18 protein-coding genes and 2 pseudogenes are annotated in these 22,597 nt (G+C 69.2%); 12 read left to right on the top strand and 8 right to left on the bottom strand.

What is annotated here, in order from left to right; translation table 11 throughout:
• The first annotated feature begins 95 nt into the window (after positions 1-95).
• From ACZ58V_RS11935 to ACZ58V_RS11920, 4 genes are all read left to right on the top strand, one after another.
• Positions 96-938 carry a nitrilase-related carbon-nitrogen hydrolase gene (locus ACZ58V_RS11935; RefSeq protein WP_471289814.1) on the top strand — a complete coding sequence of 281 codons (843 nt, stop codon included), beginning with the start codon at positions 96-98 and terminating at the stop codon, positions 936-938.
• A gap of 94 nt (positions 939-1,032) precedes the next feature.
• A complete protein-coding gene (gene hydA / locus ACZ58V_RS11930; protein WP_468183721.1) occupies positions 1,033-2,436 on the top strand; it encodes a dihydropyrimidinase in 1,404 nt (467 codons plus the stop codon).
• Between the two features lie 11 nt (positions 2,437-2,447).
• A complete protein-coding gene (locus ACZ58V_RS11925; protein ID WP_471289812.1) occupies positions 2,448-3,467 on the top strand; it encodes a TIGR03842 family LLM class F420-dependent oxidoreductase in 1,020 nt (339 codons plus the stop codon).
• A 142-nt stretch (positions 3,468-3,609) separates the two neighbouring features.
• Complete coding sequence (locus ACZ58V_RS11920; RefSeq protein WP_468183727.1) at positions 3,610-5,133, top strand: NCS1 family nucleobase:cation symporter-1; 1,524 nt, start codon at positions 3,610-3,612, stop codon at positions 5,131-5,133.
• 25 nt (positions 5,134-5,158) lie between these two features.
• On the opposite strand, the gene ACZ58V_RS11915 is transcribed toward ACZ58V_RS11920, so the two are convergent.
• The 5 genes from ACZ58V_RS11915 to ACZ58V_RS11895 all read right to left on the bottom strand — a co-directional run bounded on the left by ACZ58V_RS11915 (position 5,159) and on the right by ACZ58V_RS11895 (position 11,761).
• A complete protein-coding gene (locus ACZ58V_RS11915; protein ID WP_471289811.1) occupies positions 5,159-5,833 on the bottom strand; it encodes a hypothetical protein in 675 nt (224 codons plus the stop codon).
• A gap of 219 nt (positions 5,834-6,052) precedes the next feature.
• Positions 6,053-6,943, bottom strand: coding sequence for a LysR substrate-binding domain-containing protein (locus tag ACZ58V_RS11910; RefSeq protein ID WP_471289810.1), 891 nt, complete (start codon positions 6,941-6,943; stop codon positions 6,053-6,055).
• Between the two features lie 103 nt (positions 6,944-7,046).
• The gene (locus ACZ58V_RS11905) at positions 7,047-8,786 is read right to left on the bottom strand and encodes an FUSC family protein (protein WP_471289809.1); all 1,740 of its coding nucleotides are present in this window, start codon (positions 8,784-8,786) and stop codon (positions 7,047-7,049) included.
• An 85-nt stretch (positions 8,787-8,871) separates the two neighbouring features.
• Entirely contained in the window at positions 8,872-9,930 is a 1,059-nt protein-coding gene (locus ACZ58V_RS11900) for an AEC family transporter (RefSeq protein ID WP_471289808.1), read from the bottom strand.
• A 127-nt stretch (positions 9,931-10,057) separates the two neighbouring features.
• Positions 10,058-11,761 (bottom strand): NAD-dependent malic enzyme, encoded by a 1,704-nt coding sequence (locus ACZ58V_RS11895; RefSeq protein WP_468183742.1) that lies wholly within the window; start codon positions 11,759-11,761, stop codon positions 10,058-10,060.
• Positions 11,762-12,468: 707 nt separating this feature from the next.
• Here ACZ58V_RS11895 and ACZ58V_RS11890 point away from each other — a divergent pair.
• The 4 genes from ACZ58V_RS11890 (at position 12,469) to ACZ58V_RS11875 (ending at position 14,818) form a co-directional block, all read left to right on the top strand.
• Positions 12,469-12,978 carry a sacsin N-terminal ATP-binding-like domain-containing protein gene (locus ACZ58V_RS11890; protein WP_471289806.1) on the top strand — a complete coding sequence of 170 codons (510 nt, stop codon included), beginning with the start codon at positions 12,469-12,471 and terminating at the stop codon, positions 12,976-12,978.
• 29 nt (positions 12,979-13,007) lie between these two features.
• Entirely contained in the window at positions 13,008-13,685 is a 678-nt protein-coding gene (locus ACZ58V_RS11885) for a hypothetical protein (RefSeq protein WP_471289804.1), read from the top strand.
• A 118-nt stretch (positions 13,686-13,803) separates the two neighbouring features.
• The gene (locus tag ACZ58V_RS11880; protein WP_471289802.1) at positions 13,804-14,376 is read left to right on the top strand and encodes a hypothetical protein; all 573 of its coding nucleotides are present in this window, start codon (positions 13,804-13,806) and stop codon (positions 14,374-14,376) included.
• Position 14,377: 1 nt separating this feature from the next.
• A complete protein-coding gene (locus ACZ58V_RS11875) occupies positions 14,378-14,818 on the top strand; it encodes a hypothetical protein (protein ID WP_471289801.1) in 441 nt (146 codons plus the stop codon).
• A gap of 302 nt (positions 14,819-15,120) precedes the next feature.
• Here the strand turns inward: ACZ58V_RS11875 and ACZ58V_RS11870 are convergent, their stop codons facing one another.
• Positions 15,121-16,344: a hypothetical protein gene (locus tag ACZ58V_RS11870; RefSeq protein WP_471289800.1), complete on the bottom strand. Its 1,224-nt coding sequence runs from the start codon at positions 16,342-16,344 to the stop codon at positions 15,121-15,123.
• 825 nt (positions 16,345-17,169) lie between these two features.
• Between ACZ58V_RS11870 and ACZ58V_RS11865 the strand changes: the two genes are divergently transcribed.
• The 4 genes and pseudogenes from ACZ58V_RS11865 to ACZ58V_RS11850 all read left to right on the top strand — a co-directional run.
• Positions 17,170-18,054: a hypothetical protein gene (locus tag ACZ58V_RS11865; protein ID WP_471289798.1), complete on the top strand. Its 885-nt coding sequence runs from the start codon at positions 17,170-17,172 to the stop codon at positions 18,052-18,054.
• Position 18,055: 1 nt separating this feature from the next.
• Entirely contained in the window at positions 18,056-20,335 is a 2,280-nt protein-coding gene (locus ACZ58V_RS11860; protein WP_471289796.1) for a DEAD/DEAH box helicase, read from the top strand.
• A gap of 680 nt (positions 20,336-21,015) precedes the next feature.
• Positions 21,016-21,099: pseudogene (locus tag ACZ58V_RS11855) on the top strand (GNAT family N-acetyltransferase); the annotation flags it as partial.
• Positions 21,100-21,276, top strand: a pseudogene (locus tag ACZ58V_RS11850) (transporter); the annotation flags it as partial.
• A gap of 58 nt (positions 21,277-21,334) precedes the next feature.
• On the opposite strand, the gene ACZ58V_RS11845 reads toward ACZ58V_RS11850, so the two are convergent.
• Together ACZ58V_RS11845 and ACZ58V_RS11840 are read right to left on the bottom strand one after the other, a co-directional pair.
• Positions 21,335-22,378, bottom strand: a complete 1,044-nt coding sequence (locus tag ACZ58V_RS11845; RefSeq protein WP_471289795.1) for an LLM class flavin-dependent oxidoreductase — start codon at positions 22,376-22,378, stop codon at positions 21,335-21,337.
• The gene (locus tag ACZ58V_RS11840; protein WP_356036520.1) at positions 22,375-22,596 is read right to left on the bottom strand and encodes a tautomerase family protein; all 222 of its coding nucleotides are present in this window, start codon (positions 22,594-22,596) and stop codon (positions 22,375-22,377) included. Before ACZ58V_RS11840 ends, ACZ58V_RS11845 begins: the two co-directional genes overlap by 4 nt.
• Position 22,597: the final 1 nt, after the last annotated feature.

Raw genomic sequence — 22,597 nt, 5'->3', positions numbered from 1 at the left:
GGCACGCCGCACGCCCTCAGACGTGACACGGTGCAACTCAAAGAGGACTTCCGGACTTCCTAGGCTCACGGCACACCGAGCGACCGGAGGTCCCGATGAGCAGAGTGATCCGTGCCGCCGTCTTCCAGACCGCCTGGACGGGCGACAAGGAATCGATGATCCAGGTCCACGAGCAGGCGGCCCGCGACGCCGCCGCGCAGGGCGCTCAAGTCCTGTGCTTCCAGGAGCTGTTCTACGGACCGTACTTCTGCCAGGTCCAGGACCCGGCCTTCTACGAGTACGCCGAGCAGATCCCCGAGGGCCCCATCGTCCGGCGCTTCCAGGCACTCGCGAAGGAACTCGGCATCGTCCTGGTGCTGCCGATGTACGAGGAGGAGCAGCCCGGCGTCCTCTACAACACCGCCGCCGTGATCGACGCGGACGGCTCCTACCTCGGCAAGTACCGCAAGACCCACATCCCCCAGGTGCGCGGCTTCTGGGAGAAGTTCTACTTCCGCCCCGGCAACAGCGGCTGGCCGGTCTTCGAGACGGCCGTGGGCAAGGTCGGCGTCTACATCTGCTACGACCGCCACTTCCCGGAGGGCTGGCGGGCACTCGGCCTCGCCGGCGCCGAGATCGTCTTCAACCCCTCGGCCACCTCGCGCGGCCTGTCGGCCTACCTGTGGCAGCTGGAACAGCCGGCGTCGGCCGTCGCCAACGAGTACTTCATCGGCGCGATCAACCGGGTCGGCGTCGAGGAGTACGGCGACAACGACTTCTACGGCACGTCGTACTTCGTGGACCCGGAGGCCCAGTTCGTCGGCGAGGTGGCGAGCGACAAGCAGCCCGAACTGGTCGTCCGCGACCTGGACATGGCCAAGCTCCGCGAGGTCCGCGACCGCTGGCAGTTCTACCGGGACCGGGCGCCGGGGGCGTACGGACCGCTGACAGCACCTTGAGACGTCCGCGGGGGACGTGCCCTCAGGGGCGCGGGGAACTGCGCGATCAGCCACTGACGACCCGCACCAACCCACAGCGAGGAGCGACCACGACATGAGCAGCCGTACCGTCATCCGCGGCGGCCTCGTCATCACCGCATCCGACGAGATCCACGCCGACGTCCTGATCGAGAACGGCCGCATCGCCGCCCTCGCAGCCTCAGGTACACCCGCCGCCGAGACATTCACCGCGGACCGCACGATCGACGCCACCGGAAGGTACGTCATCCCCGGCGGCGTCGACGCCCACACCCACATGGAGCTGCCCTTCGGCGGCACCTTCGCCTCCGACACCTTCGAGACCGGCACCCGCGCCGCCGCCTGGGGCGGCACGACGACGATCATCGACTTCGCCGTGCAGAGCGTCGGGCACAGCCTCCGCGAGGGCCTGGACACCTGGCACGCCAAGGCCGACGGCAACTGCGCCATCGACTACGGCTTCCACATGATCGTCTCCGACGTCAACGAGCACACGCTCAAGGAGATGGACCACCTGGTGGAGGAGGGCGTCACCTCCTTCAAGCAGTTCATGGCCTACCCGGGCGTCTTCTACAGCGACGACGGCCAGATCCTGCGCGCCATGCAGCGCTCCGCCGACAACGGCGGCCTGATCATGATGCACGCCGAGAACGGCATCGCGATCGACGTCCTGGTCGAACAGGCGCTGGCCCGCGGCGAGACCGACCCCCGCTACCACGGCGAGGTCCGCAAGGCCCTGCTGGAGGCCGAGGCCACCCACCGGGCCATCAAGCTCGCGCAGGTGGCCGGCGCGCCCCTGTACGTCGTGCACGTCTCGGCGACGGAGGCGGTCGCCGAGCTGGCCCGGGCCCGCGACGAGGGGCTGCCCGTCTTCGGCGAGACGTGCCCGCAGTATCTGTTCCTGTCCACCGACAACCTCGCCGAGCCGGACTTCGAGGGCGCCAAGTACGTGTGCAGCACACCGCTCAGGCCCCGGGAACACCAGGCAGCGTTGTGGCGGGGCCTGCGCACGAACGACCTCCAGGTCGTCTCCACCGACCACTGCCCCTTCTGCTTCGTCGGCCAGAAGGACCTCGGCCTCGGCGACTTCTCCAAGATCCCCAACGGCCTCCCGGGCGTCGAGAACCGTATGGACCTGCTCCACCAGGCGGTCCTCGACGGGCACATCTCCCGCCGCCGCTGGATCGAGATCGCCTGCGCCTCCCCGGCCCGGATGTTCGGCCTGTACCCGAAGAAAGGCACCATCGCGCCGGGCGCCGACGCCGACGTCGTCATCTACGACCCGCACGCCGAGCAGGTCATGTCGGCCGAGACGCACCACATGAACGTCGACTACTCGGCGTACGAGGGCAAACGCACCACCGGCCGGGTCGAGACGGTCCTCTCGCGCGGCGAACTCGTCATCACCGAGCGGGAGTACACCGGACACGCCGGGCACGGCGTCTTCACCCCGCGTTCCACCTGTCAGTACCTCAATTAGGAGTAGTGCGGATGGACTTCGGACTCGTCCTGCAGACGGACCCGCCCGCGTCGCGGGTCGTCAGCCTGATGAAGCGCGCGGAACGCAACGGCTTCTCGTACGGCTGGACCTTCGACTCCGCCGTGCTGTGGCAGGAACCGTTCGTGATCTACAGCCAGATCCTGGCCAACACGACCAGGCTGAAGGTCGGGCCGATGGTGACCAACCCGGGCACCCGTACCTGGGAGGTCACCGCCTCCACCTTCGCCACTCTCAACGACATGTTCGGCAACCGCACGGTCTGCGGCATCGGCCGCGGCGACTCCGCGATGCGCGTGGCCGGCCGCAAGCCCAACACGCTGGCCCGGATCAGCGAGGCCATGAAGGTCATCCGGGAGCTCGGCAGCGGCCGGGAGGCCGACCTCGGCGGCACCGTCGTCCGGTTCCCGTGGATCGGCGAGGGTGCCGAACTGCCCGTGTGGATGGCCGCGTACGGCCCCAAGGCCCTGAAGATGGCGGGGGAGGAGGCGGACGGGTTCATCCTCCAGCTGGCCGATCTCTATCTGACCGAGTACATGGTCAAGGCCGTGAAGGACGCGGCCGTCGCCGCCGGCCGTGACCCCGCCGAGGTGACCATCTGCGTCGCCGCCCCGGCCTATGTCACCGAGGACGACTCGCCCGAGGCGCTCGCCCACGCGCGTGAGCAGTGCCGGTGGTTCGGCGGCATGGTCGGTAACCACGTCGCCGACCTGGTCTCCAAGTACGGCGAGCACTCCGCCCAGGTTCCCGACGAACTCACCGACTACATCAAGGCCCGCCAGGGCTACGACTACTCCCACCACGGGCGCAGCGGCAACCCCGACACCCAGTTCGTGCCCGACGAGATCGTCGACCGGTTCTGCCTGATCGGCCCGGTCGAGCGGCACATCGAGAAGCTGAACGCGCTGCGCGCGCTGGGCGTGGACCAGTTCGCCGTCTACGACATGCACGACGCGCAGGAGGCCGTGATCGACGCGTACGGGACGCGGGTCATCCCGGCTGTCGTCGGCTGACGTACCCGCCCGGCAACACCTCTCCTCGAACTCCCCCTTCCCGGCGGCCCGGGAAGGGGGCCCAGGACGCTCCCGAGCGCACCCCCCATCGGCGTCACCCGCATGGCCTTTCCCGTCCCACCTCCCCTGATTGGCCTGGCACATGACCGATACCGCTCCCACGGCCACACCGCCGACCTCCCAAGTCACCCTCGCCGACGGCCGGGTGGAGATCGCCCCGGGCGCCCCCGCACCGACCGGTCCCTACGCCAACGAGGACCTGTTGCCGGTCCCCGTCGAGAAGCGCACCTGGACCACGTACAACTTCTCCGCGCTGTGGGTCGGGATGGCCCACAACACGGCCTCCTGGACCCTGGCCTCCGGGCTCATAGCCGTCGGCATGGACTGGAAGCAGGCGGTGCTCACCATCGCCCTGGCCAACGTCATCGTGCTGATACCGATGCTGCTCACCGGGCACGCCGGACCGAAGTACGGCATACCCTTCCCGGTCTTCGCCCGTGCCTCCTTCGGCATCCGCGGGGCCAACCTGCCCGCCGTCGTACGGGCGTTGGTCGCGTGCGGCTGGTTCGGCATCCAGACCTGGATCGGCGGCGAGGCCATCTACTTCCTGGCCGGCAAGCTCATCGGGAGCGGCTGGACGGACGCCGCGAAGGTCGGCGGCTACGCCTGGACCATGTGGCTGTCGTTCGCGATCTTCTGGGCGCTGCAGGTCGTCATCATCTACCGGGGCATGGAGACGATCCGCCGCTTCGAGAACTGGGCGGCGCCCTTCGTGCTCGTCGGCGCGTTCGTGATGCTGTGGTGGATGAGCGACAAGGCGGGCGGTTTTGGCCCGCTGTTCGACCAGCCCTCCAAGCTCGGCTGGGGCGCCGACTTCTGGAAGCTCTTCGCACCCGCCCTGATGGGCATGATCGGCTTCTGGTCCACGCTGTCGCTGAACATCCCCGACTTCACCCGCTACGGCAAGAGCCAGAAGGCGCAGACCCGGGGCCAGGCCCTCGGTCTGCCGACGACCATGACGCTCTTCGCCTTCCTGTCCGTGATGGTCACCTCCGGCTCGCAGGCCGTCTACGGCGAGGCCATCTGGGACCCGGTACAGCTCGCCGCCAAGACGGACAGCACGGTGGGCCTGCTCTTCGCGCTGGTCACGGTCCTGGTGGCGACACTGTCCGTCAACGTCGCGGCCAACCTGGTCTCACCGGCCTTCGACTTCTCCAACATCGCGCCCCGCAAAATCAGTTTCCGCGCCGGCGCCCTCGCCACCTGCGTCCTCGGTGTGCTGATCTTCCCGTGGAAGCTGTACTCCGACCCGCAGGGCTACATCTTCACCTGGCTCGGCCTGGTCGGCGGGCTGCTCGGCACCGTCGCGGGCATCCTCATCGCCGACTACTGGATCCTGCGCCGCGCCCGGCTGGACCTGGCCGACCTGTACCGCACGGGCGGCCGCTACTGGTACGAGGGCGGCTGGAACTGGCGGGCCGTCGTCGCCTTCGCGGCCGGCGGCATCCTCGCCGTCGGCGGCGCGAGCTTCAAGCCGCTGACCGACGGCCGTCCGATCCCGGCGCTGGCCGACCTGGCCGACTACGGCTGGGCGGTGGGCCTGGGTACGTCGATGGTCCTGTACCTGGTGCTGATGGCGCTGCGGGGCCGTCGCACCACGGTCTGACACGGGTGGGTGCGCTGGAGGGCGATCAGCCCTCGCCGCTTTCGGCCTCCAGCGCGGCCACCGCTTCCCTGGCGGCCTTGATGGCGCCCTTGTTGATCGTGTCCGTGCTGGGCGCCTTCTTCGACTCGAAGTCACTGCCGTTGTACGTGATGGTCACCAGGGCGTTGGACGCGGCGACGAACACCTGGCCCTCGCGGGTCTCCTGCTTGTCCTCGGTGGTGAGGTTGACGATGGAGTACGCGGTGTCGCCGAGGCCGGGGACGGCGCCGCCGCCGCTCTTCTCCTCGGTGTGCTTCTTGTAGGCCTTCTGCGCCGCCTCGTCCGACTCCAGCACCTCGTAGGACACGTCGAGCCAGCGGTAGTCGTACCCCTTGAGCGCGTTCCAGGAGCAGGTGCGGCGCAGCTTCGAGTCCGTGGACGGGATCTCCTTCCCGGCCGTCTTGGCACCCGGCACCAGCGACTCGACCGTCTTCTTGGCGACGCTCTCGCACGGCGCCGGCGCGGCCGAGTACGCCTTCGACACCGTCTCCGTCGACGGGCCGGACGCGGACTGGGTCTCGGTCTTCTCTTCGGCCGAGGTGTGCTCGGCGGCCTGCGGCGCGGCGAGCGGACCGGACGACAGAGCCCAGCCCATGGTCGCGAGCACGACCACCGGGGACAGGCGTGCGGTCAGGGCCAGGGGCAGAGGTAGGGAACGCACGGCGCCCTTCTGTGGGGGACAGACGGTGCGGAGCGGGCCCGCACGGCGGACGGGACGACAGTGTCACATGCCTCCCTGTGGGGCGGAAGTGCGGCCTCCCACCTACGTCTCCCGAATACCGTGCGCGTCGGCGCCGTCGCGCTGCGCTGAGCGCACCCTGCCGTCGTCGCCCCGGACAAGGACGGACATACCTCAACTTCCCGCGACAGTAAGGGGCATTCACTCCACGGTCGACGTCCGCAGCGCGTGGTCGAGGAAGCGCCGGGTGATCGGCGGCACGGCGCGGGAACTCAGCCAGGCGATGCCGATGTCCCGGGCGCCTCGTACGTCGGTGATCTCCAGGTAGCGGATCGGGGACTCGGAGGCCGCCGTGATGTCCGGCGACGGCGGGATCAGGGACACTCCCAGACCCGCGGCGACCAGACCGCGCAGGGTCTCCACCTCCTCGCCCTCGAAGGCGATGACCGGCGTGAAGCCGGCCTCGCGGCACAGCCCCGCGGTGATGTCACGCAGCCCGTATCCCTGCTTGAGCAGGATGAACCGTTCCTCGGCCACCTCGGCCAGGCGGATCCGGCGGCGCCTGGCCAGCCGGTGCCGGGACGGGACGGCCAGCCGCAGCGGCTCCACCAGAAGACGCCGCCATGTGATGAGGGGGTGGCCGGGGTCGCTGCTGGTGATGACCAGATCCGCGGTGGTGTCGAGGAGGTGCCGCGTCAGGCCCATCTCGCCGTCCTGCTGCAGCCCGAACTGCGCCTGCGGGAAGGTCCGCCGGAAGTCGGTGACGAGCCGGGGGACCAGCCAGGTGCCCAGGGTGTGCAGGAAGGCCAGCGACACCACGCCCGAGTCGGGGTGGACCATCTCCGCCACGGCTCGTCGGCCCCGGTCGTAGTTGTCGAGCACCCCGTCGACGTACTCCTTGAACACCCGCCCCGCCGGTGTGAGGCGCAGTACGCGCCCGACGCGCTGGAGGAGTTCGGCGCCGACCTCGTCCTCCAGCCGGGCCAGGGCGCGGGACAGGGCGGGCTGGGTGATACCGGCGTCCGTCGCGGCGTCGGTCACCGTCGTTCCCTGCGCGACGGACTGGAAGGAACGCAGCACCTGGAGATCCATGGTGCCATTCTTCCCCGTCATGGGTCGCTGACGACCCAGGCGGCGGGAGCATGGATCACCCCAGCGCCGGACTGGGATCCGCTCCGCCGGACTGGGATCCGCTCTATCGGACCGGGTTCGCCGCACCCGCGACCGCGTGCCCGGTCACCTGGTCGCAGAGCTGCTCGGCCGCCGTGATCGCGCTCTCCAAGTCGGGCAGCGGCCGCCCGCGGCGGGCCGGTTCTCGCCGGGCGTGAGCGACCGTCCGCCGTGCGTCGGCCAGCTGGTGGTAGGCGGCACGGCGCAGCGCCTGCCGCTGGACCGTACCCGCTTGCGGCGCGGCGTCGCGGTAGCGCCGTGCGGCGGCGACGGCGGCCTCGGTCTGTGCCTCGGCGCGGTGGGCGGAGGAGTCCGGCCACACCGCGAAGTGCGCGACGAGCACCAGCGCGGACGCCACCGCCGTGTCCACCACCCGCGTGCCGTACAGCGGACGGTGGTCGCCAAGCAGGTCGAGCAGCACGAACACGACGGCGGTCAGGCCCAGCGTGGCGAGCGCGTAGTGGTGCCGCACGCCGATGGCCATGAGCGCGCCGAACACGGCTACGACGCCCACCACGGCGTACGTACCGGTGGCCGCCGCGGACACCGCCCCGATGGCGGCCACCCCGACGATCGTGCCGACGCACCGGTGCAGTGCGCGCGGGAACAGCGGGCCGAAATCGGGCTTGTAGACGAAGGCCACCGTCATGGGCAGCCAGTAACCGCGAGGGTGGTGCAGCACCTCCGCGAGCACATGGGCGGCGAGCACGCATCCGGCCAGCAGCAGGGCGTACCGCACACGCGCCGCCCGTCCGGGCCCGTCGTGCGCCGGCAGGCGCAACTCCGGGTCGGCCCCGTCCGGTTCACCGTCCACGGCGGTGACCAGTTCGGCCAGGGCGCGCCTGCCCGGCGAGCCGGTCACCGGTGCCGGCCGCGCCGCGCGGTCCTCCGGCACCGCGAGGTGTCCCGGCAGCAGACGTCCGGCCAGGTGCCGCGGTACGCGGGTCAGGGCGGGTGGGAGCGCACGGCCCTCCCACACCACCGCCGTCACGGCCTCGCCCAGCCGCACGGCGTAGTGGAACGCTCGGACCAGGTCCCCGGTCTTGGCCCGCTGCCGCCGCCCGCGTGGGCCGAGATGGGGGGCCATCACCTCGTGGGCGTGGTTCAGGGCCAGCGTCATCCGCAGGCGGGCCTCCTCGGCGGCATCGGTACCCGTCGCGTCCAGGGCGTCGCCCGCGCTCCGGTACACGGCGAGCACGGCGGCCCGTTCGACGTGGTGCCGGCGCCACAGCCACGGGGCCGCGGACAGCACGAGGACGAGGGCGACACCGGCGAGCAGCGCCAACGGCGGCTGCCACCACGGCCCCGGCACGGGGATGCCACTGCCGATCGTGACACCGAGCAGCAGGTGCATGCCCGACACGGACGCGATCCGCCCGTGCAGGCTGACCCCGCCCGCCACGAGCGCGGCCGTCACCAGAGACCCCGCCACCGCCGCCGGCTCCCCGCTGCGCAGGGCGACTTCACCGGCGAGCAGGCCGAGCGCACTGGACACCCCGGTCCAGCCCAGTCGCCGCACCCGGACCCGGTACGGATCGGAACCGTCCTGGCTCACCCCCCACAGGGCGCCGATGGCGGCGATCACCGACAGCACGACCCATCCGGTGGCGAGTCCCGCGAGCAGGGGCAGCGCGAGCGCGACGGCCCCCCGCGCCGCCGCGGCCCACGGCAGGGATCCGGGCAAGCGGCCGAGAACGGAGCGCGGCCACCACGGGCGCGACGGGCGGCGCGGACGATCCGGTCGCGAGTCTGCAGCTGGTGTCATGAGGCCGTGTCCTTTCGGGGGATCGGCTGCGAGGCGGGTGCGGAGCGCGCGAGGCGTGGCCCCGGCAGCGCTGCCGCGACCGCGGTCAGCCGACCAGCTCGATGAGCAGGGGCAGGGTGACGAAGGAGAGCAGCAGGCTCAGTACGACGGCGGAGCCGATGGTCCGCACGTCCTTGCCCGAGCCGTGCCGGGCGGCGAACATCAGAGGGACGGGCGAGACGGGGAACGCGAGAATCAGCGCGGCCTGGGCGGCGACCGCCTCGGAGGCCAGGAGCAACCCCGTCCCGTAGACGAGCAGGGGCAGGACGACCACGCTGGTGAGCGAGACCGCCCACACCGCGGGGGACAGCGTGGGCCGGCCGATCCGGGCGACGGAGACGCCGACGTACAGCAGGGCCGTCGCCGAGGCGGCGCCCGCGAGCAGACTCAGCGCGGAGTCCGCGATCTCCGGCACACCGACCCCGGCGACCGACAGCACCAGGCCCAGGACAGGGCCCCAGCAGAACGGCTCGCGCAGCGCGTGCCCGACGGTGCGCAGCGCGGAGGGGCGAGGGCCGGGCGACCCGGCCTCGGCGGGGACCGGCCGGGCGGCCGCCTCGGGCGTACCCCCGCCGGCGGTGACGAGGGCGGGGCGCCGAGCGAGGGCCGCAGCCCCGGCGGTGGCCGTCCGAGGCTCCGCATGTTCCGGCATGCCGAGGAGGATCAGGACGACCGGGTCGAGAACGACGTTGACGATGATGCCCGCGACGGCGATCGGCACGGCGGCCTGAGCGGTCCCGAACAGGCCTCCCAGGATGGACGTGCCCATGAAGGCGTACTGCGGCTGGACGCACGCCAGCGCGAACAGGGCCGCCCGCCGGAGCGGGCGACGGGCCGCGAGACGCAGCACGCCCAGCAGGACGGCGTACACGGCGAGGAACCCGAACGCCAGCAGGCCCACCAGAGGCAGCTGCTCGACCAGCACGTGCCGTGGTGTCTGCCAGATGCTCAGCAACAGGGCGGCGGGGAGCGCGAGTTGCATGGTCAACTCGCGCAGCGCCTGTGCACCGCCCGCATCGAAGAGCGCCCGGCGGCCGGTGCCGTAGCCGACCAGGATGAGGAGGAAGACCGGCACCACAACGGTGAAGATCTCGGCGAGAGACATGACTGCGTCAATCCTTGAAGTAAGGCGGGGGTGCGACCGTGCGGGCCGGTGACGGTGCGTCAGAGAGCCGAGGGAGTCCGGTCGGCGCCCCTGGGGGGGTGGGGAGCGATACCCGGGCGGAGGCCCGTCAGACGGCCTCGATCGGCGGATACACGGGATGCCACATGGCCGCTCGGACGCGCTCCTCGATCGTCTCGTCGGCCGTCTCCCGGGCGACGCCGCCGGCGACCGCGGCGCGGGCCACGGCCACGGCCACGGCCACGGAGGTGGTGCGCAGCCGGTCGATCGGGGGGAGGATCGGCGCGCCCGGTGCCGCGGGGTCGGTCTGGTCCGCGATGGCGCGGGCCGCGGCCACCAGCATGCCGTCGGTGATCCGCTCGGCCCGGGCGACGGCCGTGCCAAGACCCAGGCCGGGGAAGACCAGCGCGTTGTTGGCCTGCCCGATGTGGTGGGTGACGCCGTCCGTCTCCACCGGTTCGAAGGGGCTGCCGGTGGCGATCAGGGCCCGGCCGCCGGTCCAGGCGAGCAGGTCGGCGGGGACGGCTTCGGCCAGCCGCGTGGGGTTGGACAGGGGCAGGATGACCGGACGGTCGGCGTGCGCGGCCATGGAGCGGACGATGTCCTCGGTGAAGGCGCCGCCCTGCCCCGAGGTGCCGATCAGGACGCTCGGACGTACCCGGTCGACGACCTCGGCCAGCGGCACGCCACCGAGGTCCTCGTCGTGCCGCCAGCCGGCCACCTCGGCGCGGCCGCGGGCGAAGGGCATCTGGAAGTCCCGCAGCCCCCGCTGGCCCTCGGTCAGCAGGCCGTGGCGGTCGACGGCCCAGATGCGCTCCGCGGCCTCCCGTGGCGTCAGCCCGTCGGCGATCATCGCGTCGCGGAGCTGCTCGGCGATCCCGACGCCGGCGGTTCCCGCCCCGAAGAGCACCACCCGGTGGTCGCGCAGCGCGGCCCCGCCGGCGCGCACGCCGGAGAGCACGGCGGCCAGATTGACGGCGCCGGTGCCCTGGATGTCGTCGTTGAACGTCAGCGTCTTCTCGCGGTAGCGGTCCAGGATGCGGCGGGCGTTGGACGAGCCGAAGTCCTCCCAGTGCAGCAGGGCGTCGGGGAACAGCTTCGTGGCCGTGGCGACGTAGGCGTCGACGAACGCGTCGTAACTGTCCCGGTCCACACGCGGGTGCCGGTTGCCCAGGTACAGCGGGTCGTCCAGCAGCTCCTGCCGGTCGGTGCCGACGTCCAGCATCACCGCCAGGGTGCGGGCCGGGTCGACCCCGGCGGCGGCCGTGTACACGGCGAGCTTGCCCACCGCGATGTCGATGCCGCCCACCCCCCAGTCGCCGATGCCGAGGATCGCCTCGCCGTCCGTCGCCACGATCAGGTCGACGTCGCCGGCGCCCAGCCCGGAGGCGCGCAGGGAGCGCTCGATGGCGTCGGGGTCGTCGACCGAGAGGTACACGCCGCGCGGGCGGCGGTACTCGTAGCTGTAGCGCTCGATCGCCGTACCGACGGTCGGGGTGTACACGATCGGCAGCATCTCGGCCAGATGGTCACCGAGGAGCCGGTGGAAGAGCACCTCGTTGCGGTCGCGCAGTGCCGTCAGATAGACGTTCTTGGCGAGGTCGTCGGGCTGTGACCCGAACTGCGTGTAGGCGCGGGCGGCCTGCTGGTCCTGCGTCAGGACGTGTGGCGGCACCAGACCGACCAGTCCGAGCTCCTGCCGCTCCCGCCGGGTGAAAGCCGTACCCCGGTTCAGACGTGGACTGTTCAGGACGGAGTGGCCTCGCGCACTCGTCCGGATGACACCGTCGACGGTGCTCCTCTCTGTGCCCATGATGACTCCTCAGTGGTCGGGACCGGGGCTCGTTCCAGACTGTGACGGCGCGTCGCATGCGTCCAATGCCTGATAGGAAGGAGATCCATAACCTGTGGACATTCGGGCTCTGACCTGCTGGTTTTCACGGGTCGGAAGCCGGTGGAGCCGATGACTGTGATTGACATCGCCAGGCCCGGGGCAGCGAAGGGGAGAAGGCTCCGGACCCGAGTGCTCCGGCTCCTGGTCCCATGTCCCCAGGCCCGGTGAGAGGTCAGATGTTCACCACCCGCCCGACCCTCCAGGGCACCTTCGGCATGGAGGTCCCGGGGTCGGGTCGCTGACCTGGGCTTTTGTTGCCCATTGAGTCCCTGACCTGCGGTGCCCCTTCTTTCAGCGTCTTTCGGTGGGGTACCGGCTTATGCCGCCGGAACTCCCCAGAGCCTCCCCCCAGCGACGAAAAACTCCCCAGCCGCTCCCCATGCGGAGCAGCGGGGAGCGTCGGCGGAAGGCCACTCGCCTGGGGTCTCGGAGTTGGCCGGGGACGGAGGTGAAGCAAAGTTCGTGGGCCGTGACAGAGACCAATGCCGGGGCGGACCTGTAGTAAGTGAGTGGAGAAGCCGCGAGGATGTTTGTCGTCTGGTGGTGGTATGTCGGCGGTCCCTGAACCTGGACCCCTCTGGGGTCGGTGAGCGGGGCGGGAGGCGCACGGGGTGGGGAGCAGCGGTATGGCAGCTGGGGGCCGGCGGCTGTCGGCGGAGCGTGTGCGGCAGCGCCGGTCGGCCGCCGTGCGCAAGCGCGTTCACGACAAGGCACTGGTCGAGGTGCGCGGCTGTCTGCGGGACTGGGACGACGGCCGTGACGCGGCCCGAGAAGCCAAGGCCGTGGCCGAGACGATCATCGCGCCCGAGTATGAGGGCCGGGTGCTCATCGAGTTGTTGCAGAACGCGCACGACGCGCACCCGGCCAGAGCCAACGACGGACGCATCGAGATCCGGCTGGATGAGGACGAGGGTGGGTACGGCACCCTATATGTGGCCAATCGCGGCAAGCCGTTCGGCGGCAAGGACTTCAAGGACCTGTGCAGCATTGCCCTGTCCAGCAAGCGTGCCGACGCCGGGATCGGCCACAAGGGTGTCGGCTTCAAGAGCGTGCTGCACCTGTGCGACGCCCCCGAGGTCTCCGGCGTAGGACGTACGACCGTCAGGTGGAGGTGCTGCACCACGCCCGTGGCCTGAAGGTTCAGCAGGTCACCTTGCGCCGGCGGATGCGACTGATTGTCGTCTGCGGGAAGGCCGACCCGGACCGCCCCCGGGAGGCGCTTGCCGCCTCGATCGAGACGAGCGGGATGCGACGCGACTGGATGGCCTGGGAGAAGAAGGCCGAGGTACGCGTCGCCGTACCGGTCGCCGATCCCCTGCGCGAGGGGCGGCTGTACACCTTCCTGCCGATGGGCGAGCAGATCGCGGCCCCCGTGCGCGGCTTCGTCCACGCCCAGTTCTTCGCCGAGATGAACCGGCGGTCGTTCAACGAGGCGGTGCCGTGGAACGGCCTGCTGCTCGACACCTTGGCCGAGACATGTGCCCGCGCGGTGCTCGCCACAGCGGACGGACGCGCACCCATTCCTGCCGGAGCGCTGGTCGACCTCATGTGCTGGCGGTCGCCCACGGCACTCACCCGGCTCACCTCCGCCTTCCAGCGGCTCGGTCACGGCATCTCCCAAGTGCCGTTCATCCCGGTGATCGCCACGGCGTCCGGCACGCGCACCTCCCTGCACCGGGCAGTGCTGTGGGAGGGCAAGGAGCACGCCACGGCCTTCACCCCGCACGCGGTCGCCGCCACGGGGGTCACGGAGTTCCTCGACCCGGAGCTGCACCCCGTACGACTGCGGCGGCTGGTGTCTCTGGCGAGGAGTGTGGGCACGCGCCTCGAACCACCCCCCTGAGCGCCTCGCCTCCTGGGCCGAGCGGCTCGCCGAGGCCGCCGCCCGCGCCCCCTTCGACCCCGGATGGTGGGCGGACTTCTACTACGACCTCTCACAGTAGTTCCCCGACGGCTCGGACGTGACCGGCAAGCGCATCATCCTCACGTCCGGGTCGGCGCTGGCACCGGCCGGCGCGGAAGGCGTCTTCTTCGACCGGGAGGCCCCGCGGGGCGGCTCCCTCCCGGCCCTGCCCGACGGCCTGTCAGGCCGTCTGCACTTCGTGCACGAGGGCATCGCCTGGACAGGCAAGGGCCGCAAGCGCAAAGCGCAGGGCCGCACCTGGCTCAGGACCGCCGACCTCGTCCACGACTACGGCGCCGACCGGATGCTCGATGTCGTGGCCGCGGCCCTGAGCGCGGGCGGAGAGGGCGGAGACGACGACGGCGTGCGCCTGGCCTGCCTCCGCCAGGTCCTGTCCACGAAGACGTTGATCACCTGGCTCAGCGACCACGGCCACTGGCCGGTGGACATGCCCCTGTCGGACCGGCGCGCCCAACTCGGGCTGTCCCCGACGCGCTCGTCGGCGCCTGCCGGGAACAGCGCCGCGGCCACGGGCACCAGCCGATGCGGCGCACTCCTGCCGGGTCCCCAAGTAGCCCTGAACGGGCGGCTCGTCCCGGCGGCCCCGACGACTGGCCGCACTGGCCCGTGAGGTGGCCGCGGACCTGACACCAGAACAGCGCGCCACCCCGGCCACGTCCGTGACGGCACTCGCGCCCCGCATTCCCCGGCCTCGCACCCCGTCACAGCCCGCCGCCGGATCGCAGGGCGGTTCCTACCAGGCCGCAGGCAACGACCAAGACCGCACCCTACCGGTGGGCGTCGCCGGGGAGGCGGCGGTGGCCGCGTGGCTGCACGAGCAGTTCGGCGTCGAACCACAGGACTCGTGGAAGTCGAGCCTGCGCGTGCACGGACTCGCCGGTGCGCAGCCGGGGGACGACCGGCTCGGCTACGACTTCCTCATCCACGACGGCGACGCGACCTACCTCCACGAGGTCAAGTCGACCATGGGTGACAGAGGAGAGATCATCCTGGGCGAGTCGGAGGTGCGACGCGCTTCCACCCAGCTGAGGCTTCGATTCAACCTTGGCTGAATCAATAAGTTCGTGCCCCGCTGGCTGTGGGACGACGGCCTTGCTACTACAGGGATACTTGGCGGACGACAGGCATCCAGTCGCAGGTCAGCGGCTCGCGAGCGAACGCTCATTCAGTCCGTCGCCGCAGGTTGCAGACCGAAGTATCCCTGTAGTACTAGGGAAAGGGGTGCTGGGTGCGCTGCGCCCACTGTGGCACCGGGGACTGACATGTCGGGCGGAAACACGACACCCCCCGATCCGGTCAGGGGGGCTCTGACACCAGGTGACGCAGCGAGGGGCGGTCAGCGGCGGCCGACAGATCACGCCTCATGCTTCCTGCGGCACGAGAAGTGCTCGGGCAGCCCTTCGGGTCCTGGAAGGCTTGCGGGCTGACCGCAGCCGAAGCGGCAGAGCGGGATTGCTTGCCCCGACGCGTCGACCGGAACCCTGGCGGCCTCGGTTTCCCGGGGGCGGGACTCAAGGACGATCGCGCGGCTGCCACGTCTCTGCTTCGGTTCAGCCCGCACCTCCGAAGCCGGACGGTCCTCGGTGCACCTGTCGCGCCGGTCCCCCTGTCGTACGGATGGCTGACGCTCCTTGTCGTCCAGGGCGGGCCCGTTCGCCTCGAGGTACTGCTGCCACTGCTGTGCGGGGAGCCAACCGTGGTGGCCACCCCGCTGGAACGGGATCCGCTCACCGGCCGCAGCTTCCACGATGAACCGGGTGAGGGTCAGGCCGCCTTCCCCTGTGAAGGTGCTCGACTGATGGGCGGGCATGAGGACGCGGTGCCAGCCCCCGCAATACCCGGCCTCGGTGGGGTTCTCCGGGTCGTAGGGCTTCTCCGGGCACCGTGTGAGCGCGCCGTTCTGGCTGCACTGGCCCTCCTCCAGGACGAAGTTGCCGTCCTGGACCGCGATGGGGTTCTTCTGCACGCGGATGATGGAGGCCGGCAGGTTGGGCGTGCGGACGTAAGGGACGGTGCCGATGCCTGAGTGGTCGGGGTCGGCGAAGTCCCAGACCGATTGGATACCGCCGCGGCGCCGGAACCCCTCCCGTGCACGCATTCCGCGGGCTGTCTGGGCGCTCAGCTGAGGCTCGTAGCCCAGGACGATGCCGTTGGCGCCGTTGATGCGTACATCGAGGCGCGCGTGCCCGTCGGTGGTCTGCGACTCGATGTCGGCGTGGAAGCCGTGATCTTCGGAGTCCTTCGCGACGCGTTCCTTGCGGGCGAGGTGCTCGTCGGACTCGTGGCTGATGGGCTTCTCCCCGGGTTTCCGGTAGTGGGAGGCAAGCCATACGCCGTCACGCTGGACGAGGTACATGGGGACGCGTCGGCCGCGGAGGTCCCGGCAGTCGGGGCAGATGAGCCCGCGCTTTTCGACGGGGACACGTCCTCGCATGCGCAGGAGCACGTTCAGGAGGTCTTGGCCGTGCGGGACGCCGAGGTCGGGGCGGTCCAGGTCGAGGTTGCGGCCGGCCGGTTCGTAGTAGACGGGGTTGCGGAAGAGGTCTTCGTCGCTGTCGATCTGAAGGTCGTCGTCCATTGGTACTCCCCGCAGCCGCCACGAGCAGGACTCACAACGCTACGGGGAGGGTCTGACAATCAAGGCTGTCCTGCGGAAACAGGGCGCACTGAGAGACACAGGGGCGGTGGGCCTACAGCGGGTCAGGTCCGCATAGCTCGCAGCGCTTCCTCTGGATCTCCTTCGCCCATATCTCCTGTGCGGTGAACAGGGAGGGAGGACCGGGCCATGCCAGGTAGGAGCGACTGTGCCCGTGGCGGACTGCCTCGATGCCCATCTCCATGGCCTCGACGCGCTTCTCGAGGCTCATGAGCGAACGGCAGTCCCATCGGTGGAGCCGACTCGTGATGGATCCCGTGGCATAGGTCTTGCCCTCGTCGAGCTGCGCCTCCACCGGGCAATGTCTTCGCGGGAGCGTTGCCGCACGCTGAGAACTGAGGCGCAGTCCTGGCAGACGCGTCAAGTTGTACACGCGTTCAGCGTGCTGCGGAGCGGCGCTCGGTTGAAGCCTCGGAAAGGAGAGCAACAGCCGCGGCACGCCCCGCGGCGTTGAGGCGGTTCGGCAGTCCGTCCTGTTTCGGCGGCCTCCCACACCCGGCGCAAACCCTCGCCGGCTTCGCCAAGGTCACCCTGCGGCCGGGCGAACGCCCCACCGTCCCCGTGGTCCCGCCGGACCGTGTCCTATTGGGACGAATCCGGGAACCGATGGGTGACTTTCGTCGGCCAGGTCCCCGTGTACATCGACTGCTCGGCCACACCGCGACGCGTGAGGGCCCAGGTCATCTCTCCTCGATCAGTAGATGACGACAGCGGAGAGCCTTACTGCTGTGGACGTATGGTATGGCTGTGGGCGGCATACAGTCGGGGGTGGGCTTGTCTCTTCGGTTGGTTGAGGCGGCGTTGGATGAAATTGCGGCATCCGTGAGGTTGAGGGCGTTGCCCGGGCCGTCGTCCCATACGGCGCTGGTCGTGTCTGGGGTCGAGTCGCCGGAAGTTGCGAGGAGTCTCGGCAGGGTGCTGGTGGGCCTGCTCCTCGGCGCGGTGAGATGCAATGTCAGTCTTGCAGCCACTCTTCTCGTAGGAGGGGCGGACGATCGGGAACAGCTTGCGGGCGACGTAGTTGAACTGATCGGGGCAAACAACTCATTCGTCACTGACGGCGAGATCCTCTTCCGCGACACGAAAAGGAACGCATGGCTCGCTGAGGGCCTGCTCCATCTGCTTCTGGTCTTGCAGAACCGAGATCCCGGAGAGCTTCTTGGCGGACGTATTCACGCGCTGCGCCAGATGCATCCCATTCCGACCCAGCAGGGTTTCGACGCCGTGGCTCTTTACGTGCACGGGGATGTTCTGTCTCTGGCGATAGGGGAGAGCAAGGCGTCCCGTCTCGATGGTAGCGGGCAGTTGACTCAAGCAGCGAAGATATTCAAGAGCCTTGATTCGGGAGATCATCTGCGTCACTTGAGGCAGGAGCTCATGGCGCTGGAAGGATACCTGTCGCCCGACCTCGCCGGGCAAGTAGCCAATTCCGTTTTGAAGCAACGGTGTTACGTTCCGTCTATCGTGCATGAAACGTCCTTCGACGCAAGGAGAGACCGTGTCACTCTGAAGGAATTGACTCCTCCGCCCGACCACAAGCGGCTTTTGATAATCCGTCTGCAAAACTTTCATGGATTCTTTGATTCTGTCGCTGATGCCATGCGGGAAGCCGTGGCGGAGATTGTGGTGTGACGTGTTCAATCGCGGGATAGACGAACTGCTTCAAGAGCTGCCGCGAATCGGCGAGTTCGATGGAAGCGACATCAGGCGCATGCTGACCCGTGCCTGGGTGGACATCATGGAGTGGCGGGATCTGGCGCCGACGCCGAGCGCGGGAAGCAGGGGGCGCTTGGGGGTGACCGACTCGCCATTCATCACGGCAGACTGGACGTCCCCTAGAGCTGCGCTGCGCAGGCTGGCCACCGCATTGGAAGTGCATGCCGTCTTGGTGCCCGGACTGGCGGCGGTCACGGTCCAGGCATGTGCTTTTGTAGCTGCAGAGGCTCTGTCGATATGCAACGAGCAACCGGATCCAGATGTCTCCTTGAACTCCGCCTCTCCGCTCGGATCGGCCCGCAGGTACGAGCACTTGGAAGCTGGGCTGCTGTATCGCATCGCTGGTTACGATGCGAATGCAGCGCGATGTGGGGACGAGATCGGTGAGCTCGACACGCCGAGAGATGCTGAGTCCCCGGCGTCCGAGTGGGCTATGGGAACCTTCCGCGAGTTGCTGGTGGCTCAGACGAATCCCGATCTTTCCGATGCTCCACCAGTACCTAGCCGCAGCGAGCACCTGGACGTCCGTGTCCGGCATGCACTCTGGCGGAAGACGGGCCAGGCGGCACGCCGTCACACGCAGTGGCTCACCCATCAGGCAGGTGCCGTACGGACCGCGGTTGAAGAGATCCGCACGTTGATCTCGCTGTTGCACCCCGACCCGGATGGCTGGGGAGGCCAAGTAATCCACCCCGACATCCACCACATCGCCGTTCTGCTCGCAAAAGCATTTGAGGAAGACGAGACACGAGCACTGCGTGCCGTCCCGACTCCGCCCGACGAGGACGGGCGCTACGCGAGCTACGTGCAGGAGCAAGCGAAATCACGGCCCTTGCTGTGGCCCTCCGCCAGGATCTACTCCGAGCAGGCGCTCCCGGGGCCCCACGCTCATGCCGTCGTCTGCGTGCCCACCGGGGCGGGCAAGTCGGCGGTCGCGGAACTCGCCATCGCGCAGACGCTCCATCGCGGATGGGTGCTCTACCTCGCACCCACGAACGCGCTGGTGGGTCAGCTGGTGCGACGGTTGTCGTCGGTCTTCGAGTCCCTGCCCGGCGTACAGGTGCGAGGGTTCCTCGGCGGCGCCGAGTACGCCCTACTCGAGAGCGAGGACCTCGCCGTCATCGATTCCTGCCAGGTTCTGGTGATGACACCCGAGAAGTGCTCGCTGGCCCTGAGGCAGAACCCTGACGCCTTCGAAGACCTCCAATTGTGCATCCTCGACGAAGCACACCTCATCGAGGAGCCGAACGGGCGTGGCGCGCTCACGGAGCTCGTCATAGCCGAAGTACTCCATCGCGCGCCTCACGTGAGAGCGCTGTTAATGTCGGCACTGGTTGCCAACGCAGACGAACTCGCGGACTGGCTCACCACAGTGACCGGCGTAGCAGCCGTACCCATCAGCCACCCGTGGCGTCCCACGAGGACCCTGCGAGCTATCGCGGGGTTCGACCAGGCTGGAGAGGAGGCCGCTCAGGCTCTCGCCAGGGACCACCTGGCAGCCCTTCCGGCAAGCCGGAAGAAGCTATTCTATGATGCCCCCATATCGTTGCTGGTCGGACTTCAGGGGGCCTGGGCAACCAACCATCCAAAGGACTACTGGGTGGCTCGGACTCCTGTGCTCTCTCCTAGAGAGCTCCACCGCACAGATGGGCCATCTTCAACAGGCGTATGCCTCCCGATGACTGCGGCCATCGTCACAGCCATGGCTGAGAAGGGCCACCGTGTCCTGGCCTTTCTTCCTCAGAACCGACACCACAGCTTCACTCAGGCGGTCAAGTTGCCTGGATCCGAAGACTGGGCGCCAGCCAACCATGACAAGGACATCGAGGCACTGCTCACCCTGGCAGATGCCGAGCTCGGCATTGAAACGGAGCTGAGGGCCACCCTGGAGAAAGGCGTGGGCGTGCACACCGGCGCCCTCCTACGCGAAGAACAACGTGCCAGCGAAATATCCTTCGACCGGGACCGGATACGAGTGCTGTTCGCAACCGGCACGTTATCGCAGGGCCTGAACCTGCCGGCCACTGCGGTGGTCATCGGTGGGACGAAGGTCGACTTCGACCAGGATGCCTCACCTGCCGAGCGCGAGCGGCGTTCACGCACCCAACTCCTGAACGCCATCGGAAGAGCCGGACGCGCCTACACATCTGCCCGGTCGATCGCTGTGGTTGTACCCGGAAGAGCCACTTCAGGCTGAGTGTGCTGGCAGGCGCTCTGGGGGCGATCGTCACTACAGCGTGCGAAACCGCACTACAACCCGGTCGCTGGGAGCTGCCAGAGGCGTGCTCCAGAGCGCTCAGCCTGCTGCCGTTCGCTGTCAGATGGGGCGCCGGCAATCCGGGTGTCATCGCATGGATGAGAGCTGGAGTCCGGCCTCGGGTGGTCGCCCACATGCTAGAGCGACGCATGTCCCTCACCCCCTCGGCGGACTGGATGAACGACGAAGACCTGCTTCGACTTGCGGCGCGCCACCTTGCACCACCGGAGTGGGTACTGGAGGCCATGCAAGAAGATCGAGAGCGAGATCTCTTCCGTGCCATGTCCCGTGTCCGCGAGATGAAGTAACGCCAGAGGTGCGCCGCGGGCCCTTCCGCCTCAACGCGCACGACGCAGGGCCTGGGGACGTCGATGTGATGCCGACTGCGAGCTTCACGTACAGCCAATATCACGGCTGGTATACGCAACGACTGCCACGCACAGGCTAGTGAAGCAGGTGCTTATCGGCGCCTGTGGCACCGACCGCCGATCACACTGGCCGGTGCCCGGCAAGGGCACCGCGGGCACCGGCGGTGCTTGCACGTCCCGCAGGAGTCTGGGTGGGTCAGAGAGCGACGGTGCGGCGTCGTGCCTGGGTAAGGGTGACGTACAGGGAGCGATGTGGCCGTCGGCGCCGACGAGCATGGAGGCGGGGTCCTCGGGTTCCACTCGCTCGTCCTCGCTCCACCGGAGCTCTACCTGCTGCCGCAGAAGACCAAGCTCCTGGTCTACCTCAGGGTCGATCCGAGGGATGTGGACCTCGTGCCGGGCTTCGCCCGGGATGTGACGGGGCTCGGCCACCACGGTACGGGCGACCTGGAGGTGCAGTCGCGGTTCGGGGAACACCATGAAGGTGCATGCGGACCCGGCGCTGACCGCTGACATCGTGTTCACCGAGAGCGGTTCTTCCTTGGCGACGGCCTTGCCGGACAGCCTCGACTCACTCGAAGGCCGGCATGACTTCCTTGATGAACAGCTCCAGGGACTTGCGCTTCTCCTCGTGCGGCAGGCTGTTGTCGATCCAGAAGCTGTACTCGTCGACGCCGAGTTCCTGATAGACGCGCAACCGCTCGATGACCTCGGCCGGGGTGCCGATCATCGCCGTCTTGTGGAGCGACTCCGGCCGGAACTCGGGCCGTTCTTCGAACTTCGACTCCGGGCTGGGCGGCAAGAACCCGTTCCGCGGGGTGGTCTTGTTGCCGAACCAGGCGTCGAAGGTGCGGTAGAAGCGGTTGATCGCCTCCGCGGCCGGGCGCCAGCCGTCGGGCTCGTCGGGGGAGTGGACATGCGTGTGCCGCAGCACCATCAGGTCGGGGCGGGGCACCTCGGGGTGAGCGGTCACGGCGGTGTCGAACTTCCGCTTCAGGTCGGCGACTTCCTCGTCGCCCTTCATCAGCGGCGTGACCATGACGTTGCAGCCCTGCGCCACGGCGAAGTCGTGGGATGCGGGGTCGCGGGCGGCGATCCACATGGGCGGGGTGGGCTGCTGCACCGGCTTGGGCACGCTGGTCGAGGTCGGGAACTGCCAGATCTCGCCGTCGTGGGCGTAGTCGCCCTGCCAGAGCGCCCGGACGGCTGGTACGAGCTCGCGCAGGTGCTTGCCGCCGTCCGCGGCCGCCAGTCCGCCCGCCAGTCGGTCGAACTCGAACTGGTAGGCACCGCGGGCGAGTCCGACCTCCATCCGGCCGTTGCTGATGACATCGAGCAGCGCGCATTCCCCGGCGACTCTGAGCGGATGCCAGAAGGGGGCGATGATCGTTCCCGCGCCCAGCCGGATCGTCGAGGTCTGCGCGGCCAGGTGGGCCAGGAGCGGCATCGGGCTGGGGGAGATCGTGTACTCCATCGCGTGGTGCTCCCCGATCCACACGGTGGAGAACCCGCCGGCTTCGGCCATCAGGGCCAGCTCGGAGAGGTTCTCGAAGAGCTGCCGGTGGCTGACCTCCTCGTCCCAGCGCTCCATGTGCACGAACAACGAAAACCTCATGACTGCTCCTTGGCTGCTCCAGTTGTGGCGGCGTCCATCTCGGCGAGGGTGACGTCACCGGTGGCCCAGTGCGTACGGGGGACCTCGTGGACGACGACGCGGATGTACTCGGGCCGGGTGTTCACGGTGCGCAGGACCGCGGCGTGCACCTCGTGGATCAGCTCCCGGATCTGCGCCGGGGTGCGGCCCTCGGCGAGGGTGATGGAGACCTGTGGCATG

The sequence above is a fragment of the Streptomyces sp. NPDC040589 genome (genome assembly GCF_055594445.1).
This window is presented reverse-complemented; position numbering and strand designations above follow the sequence as displayed.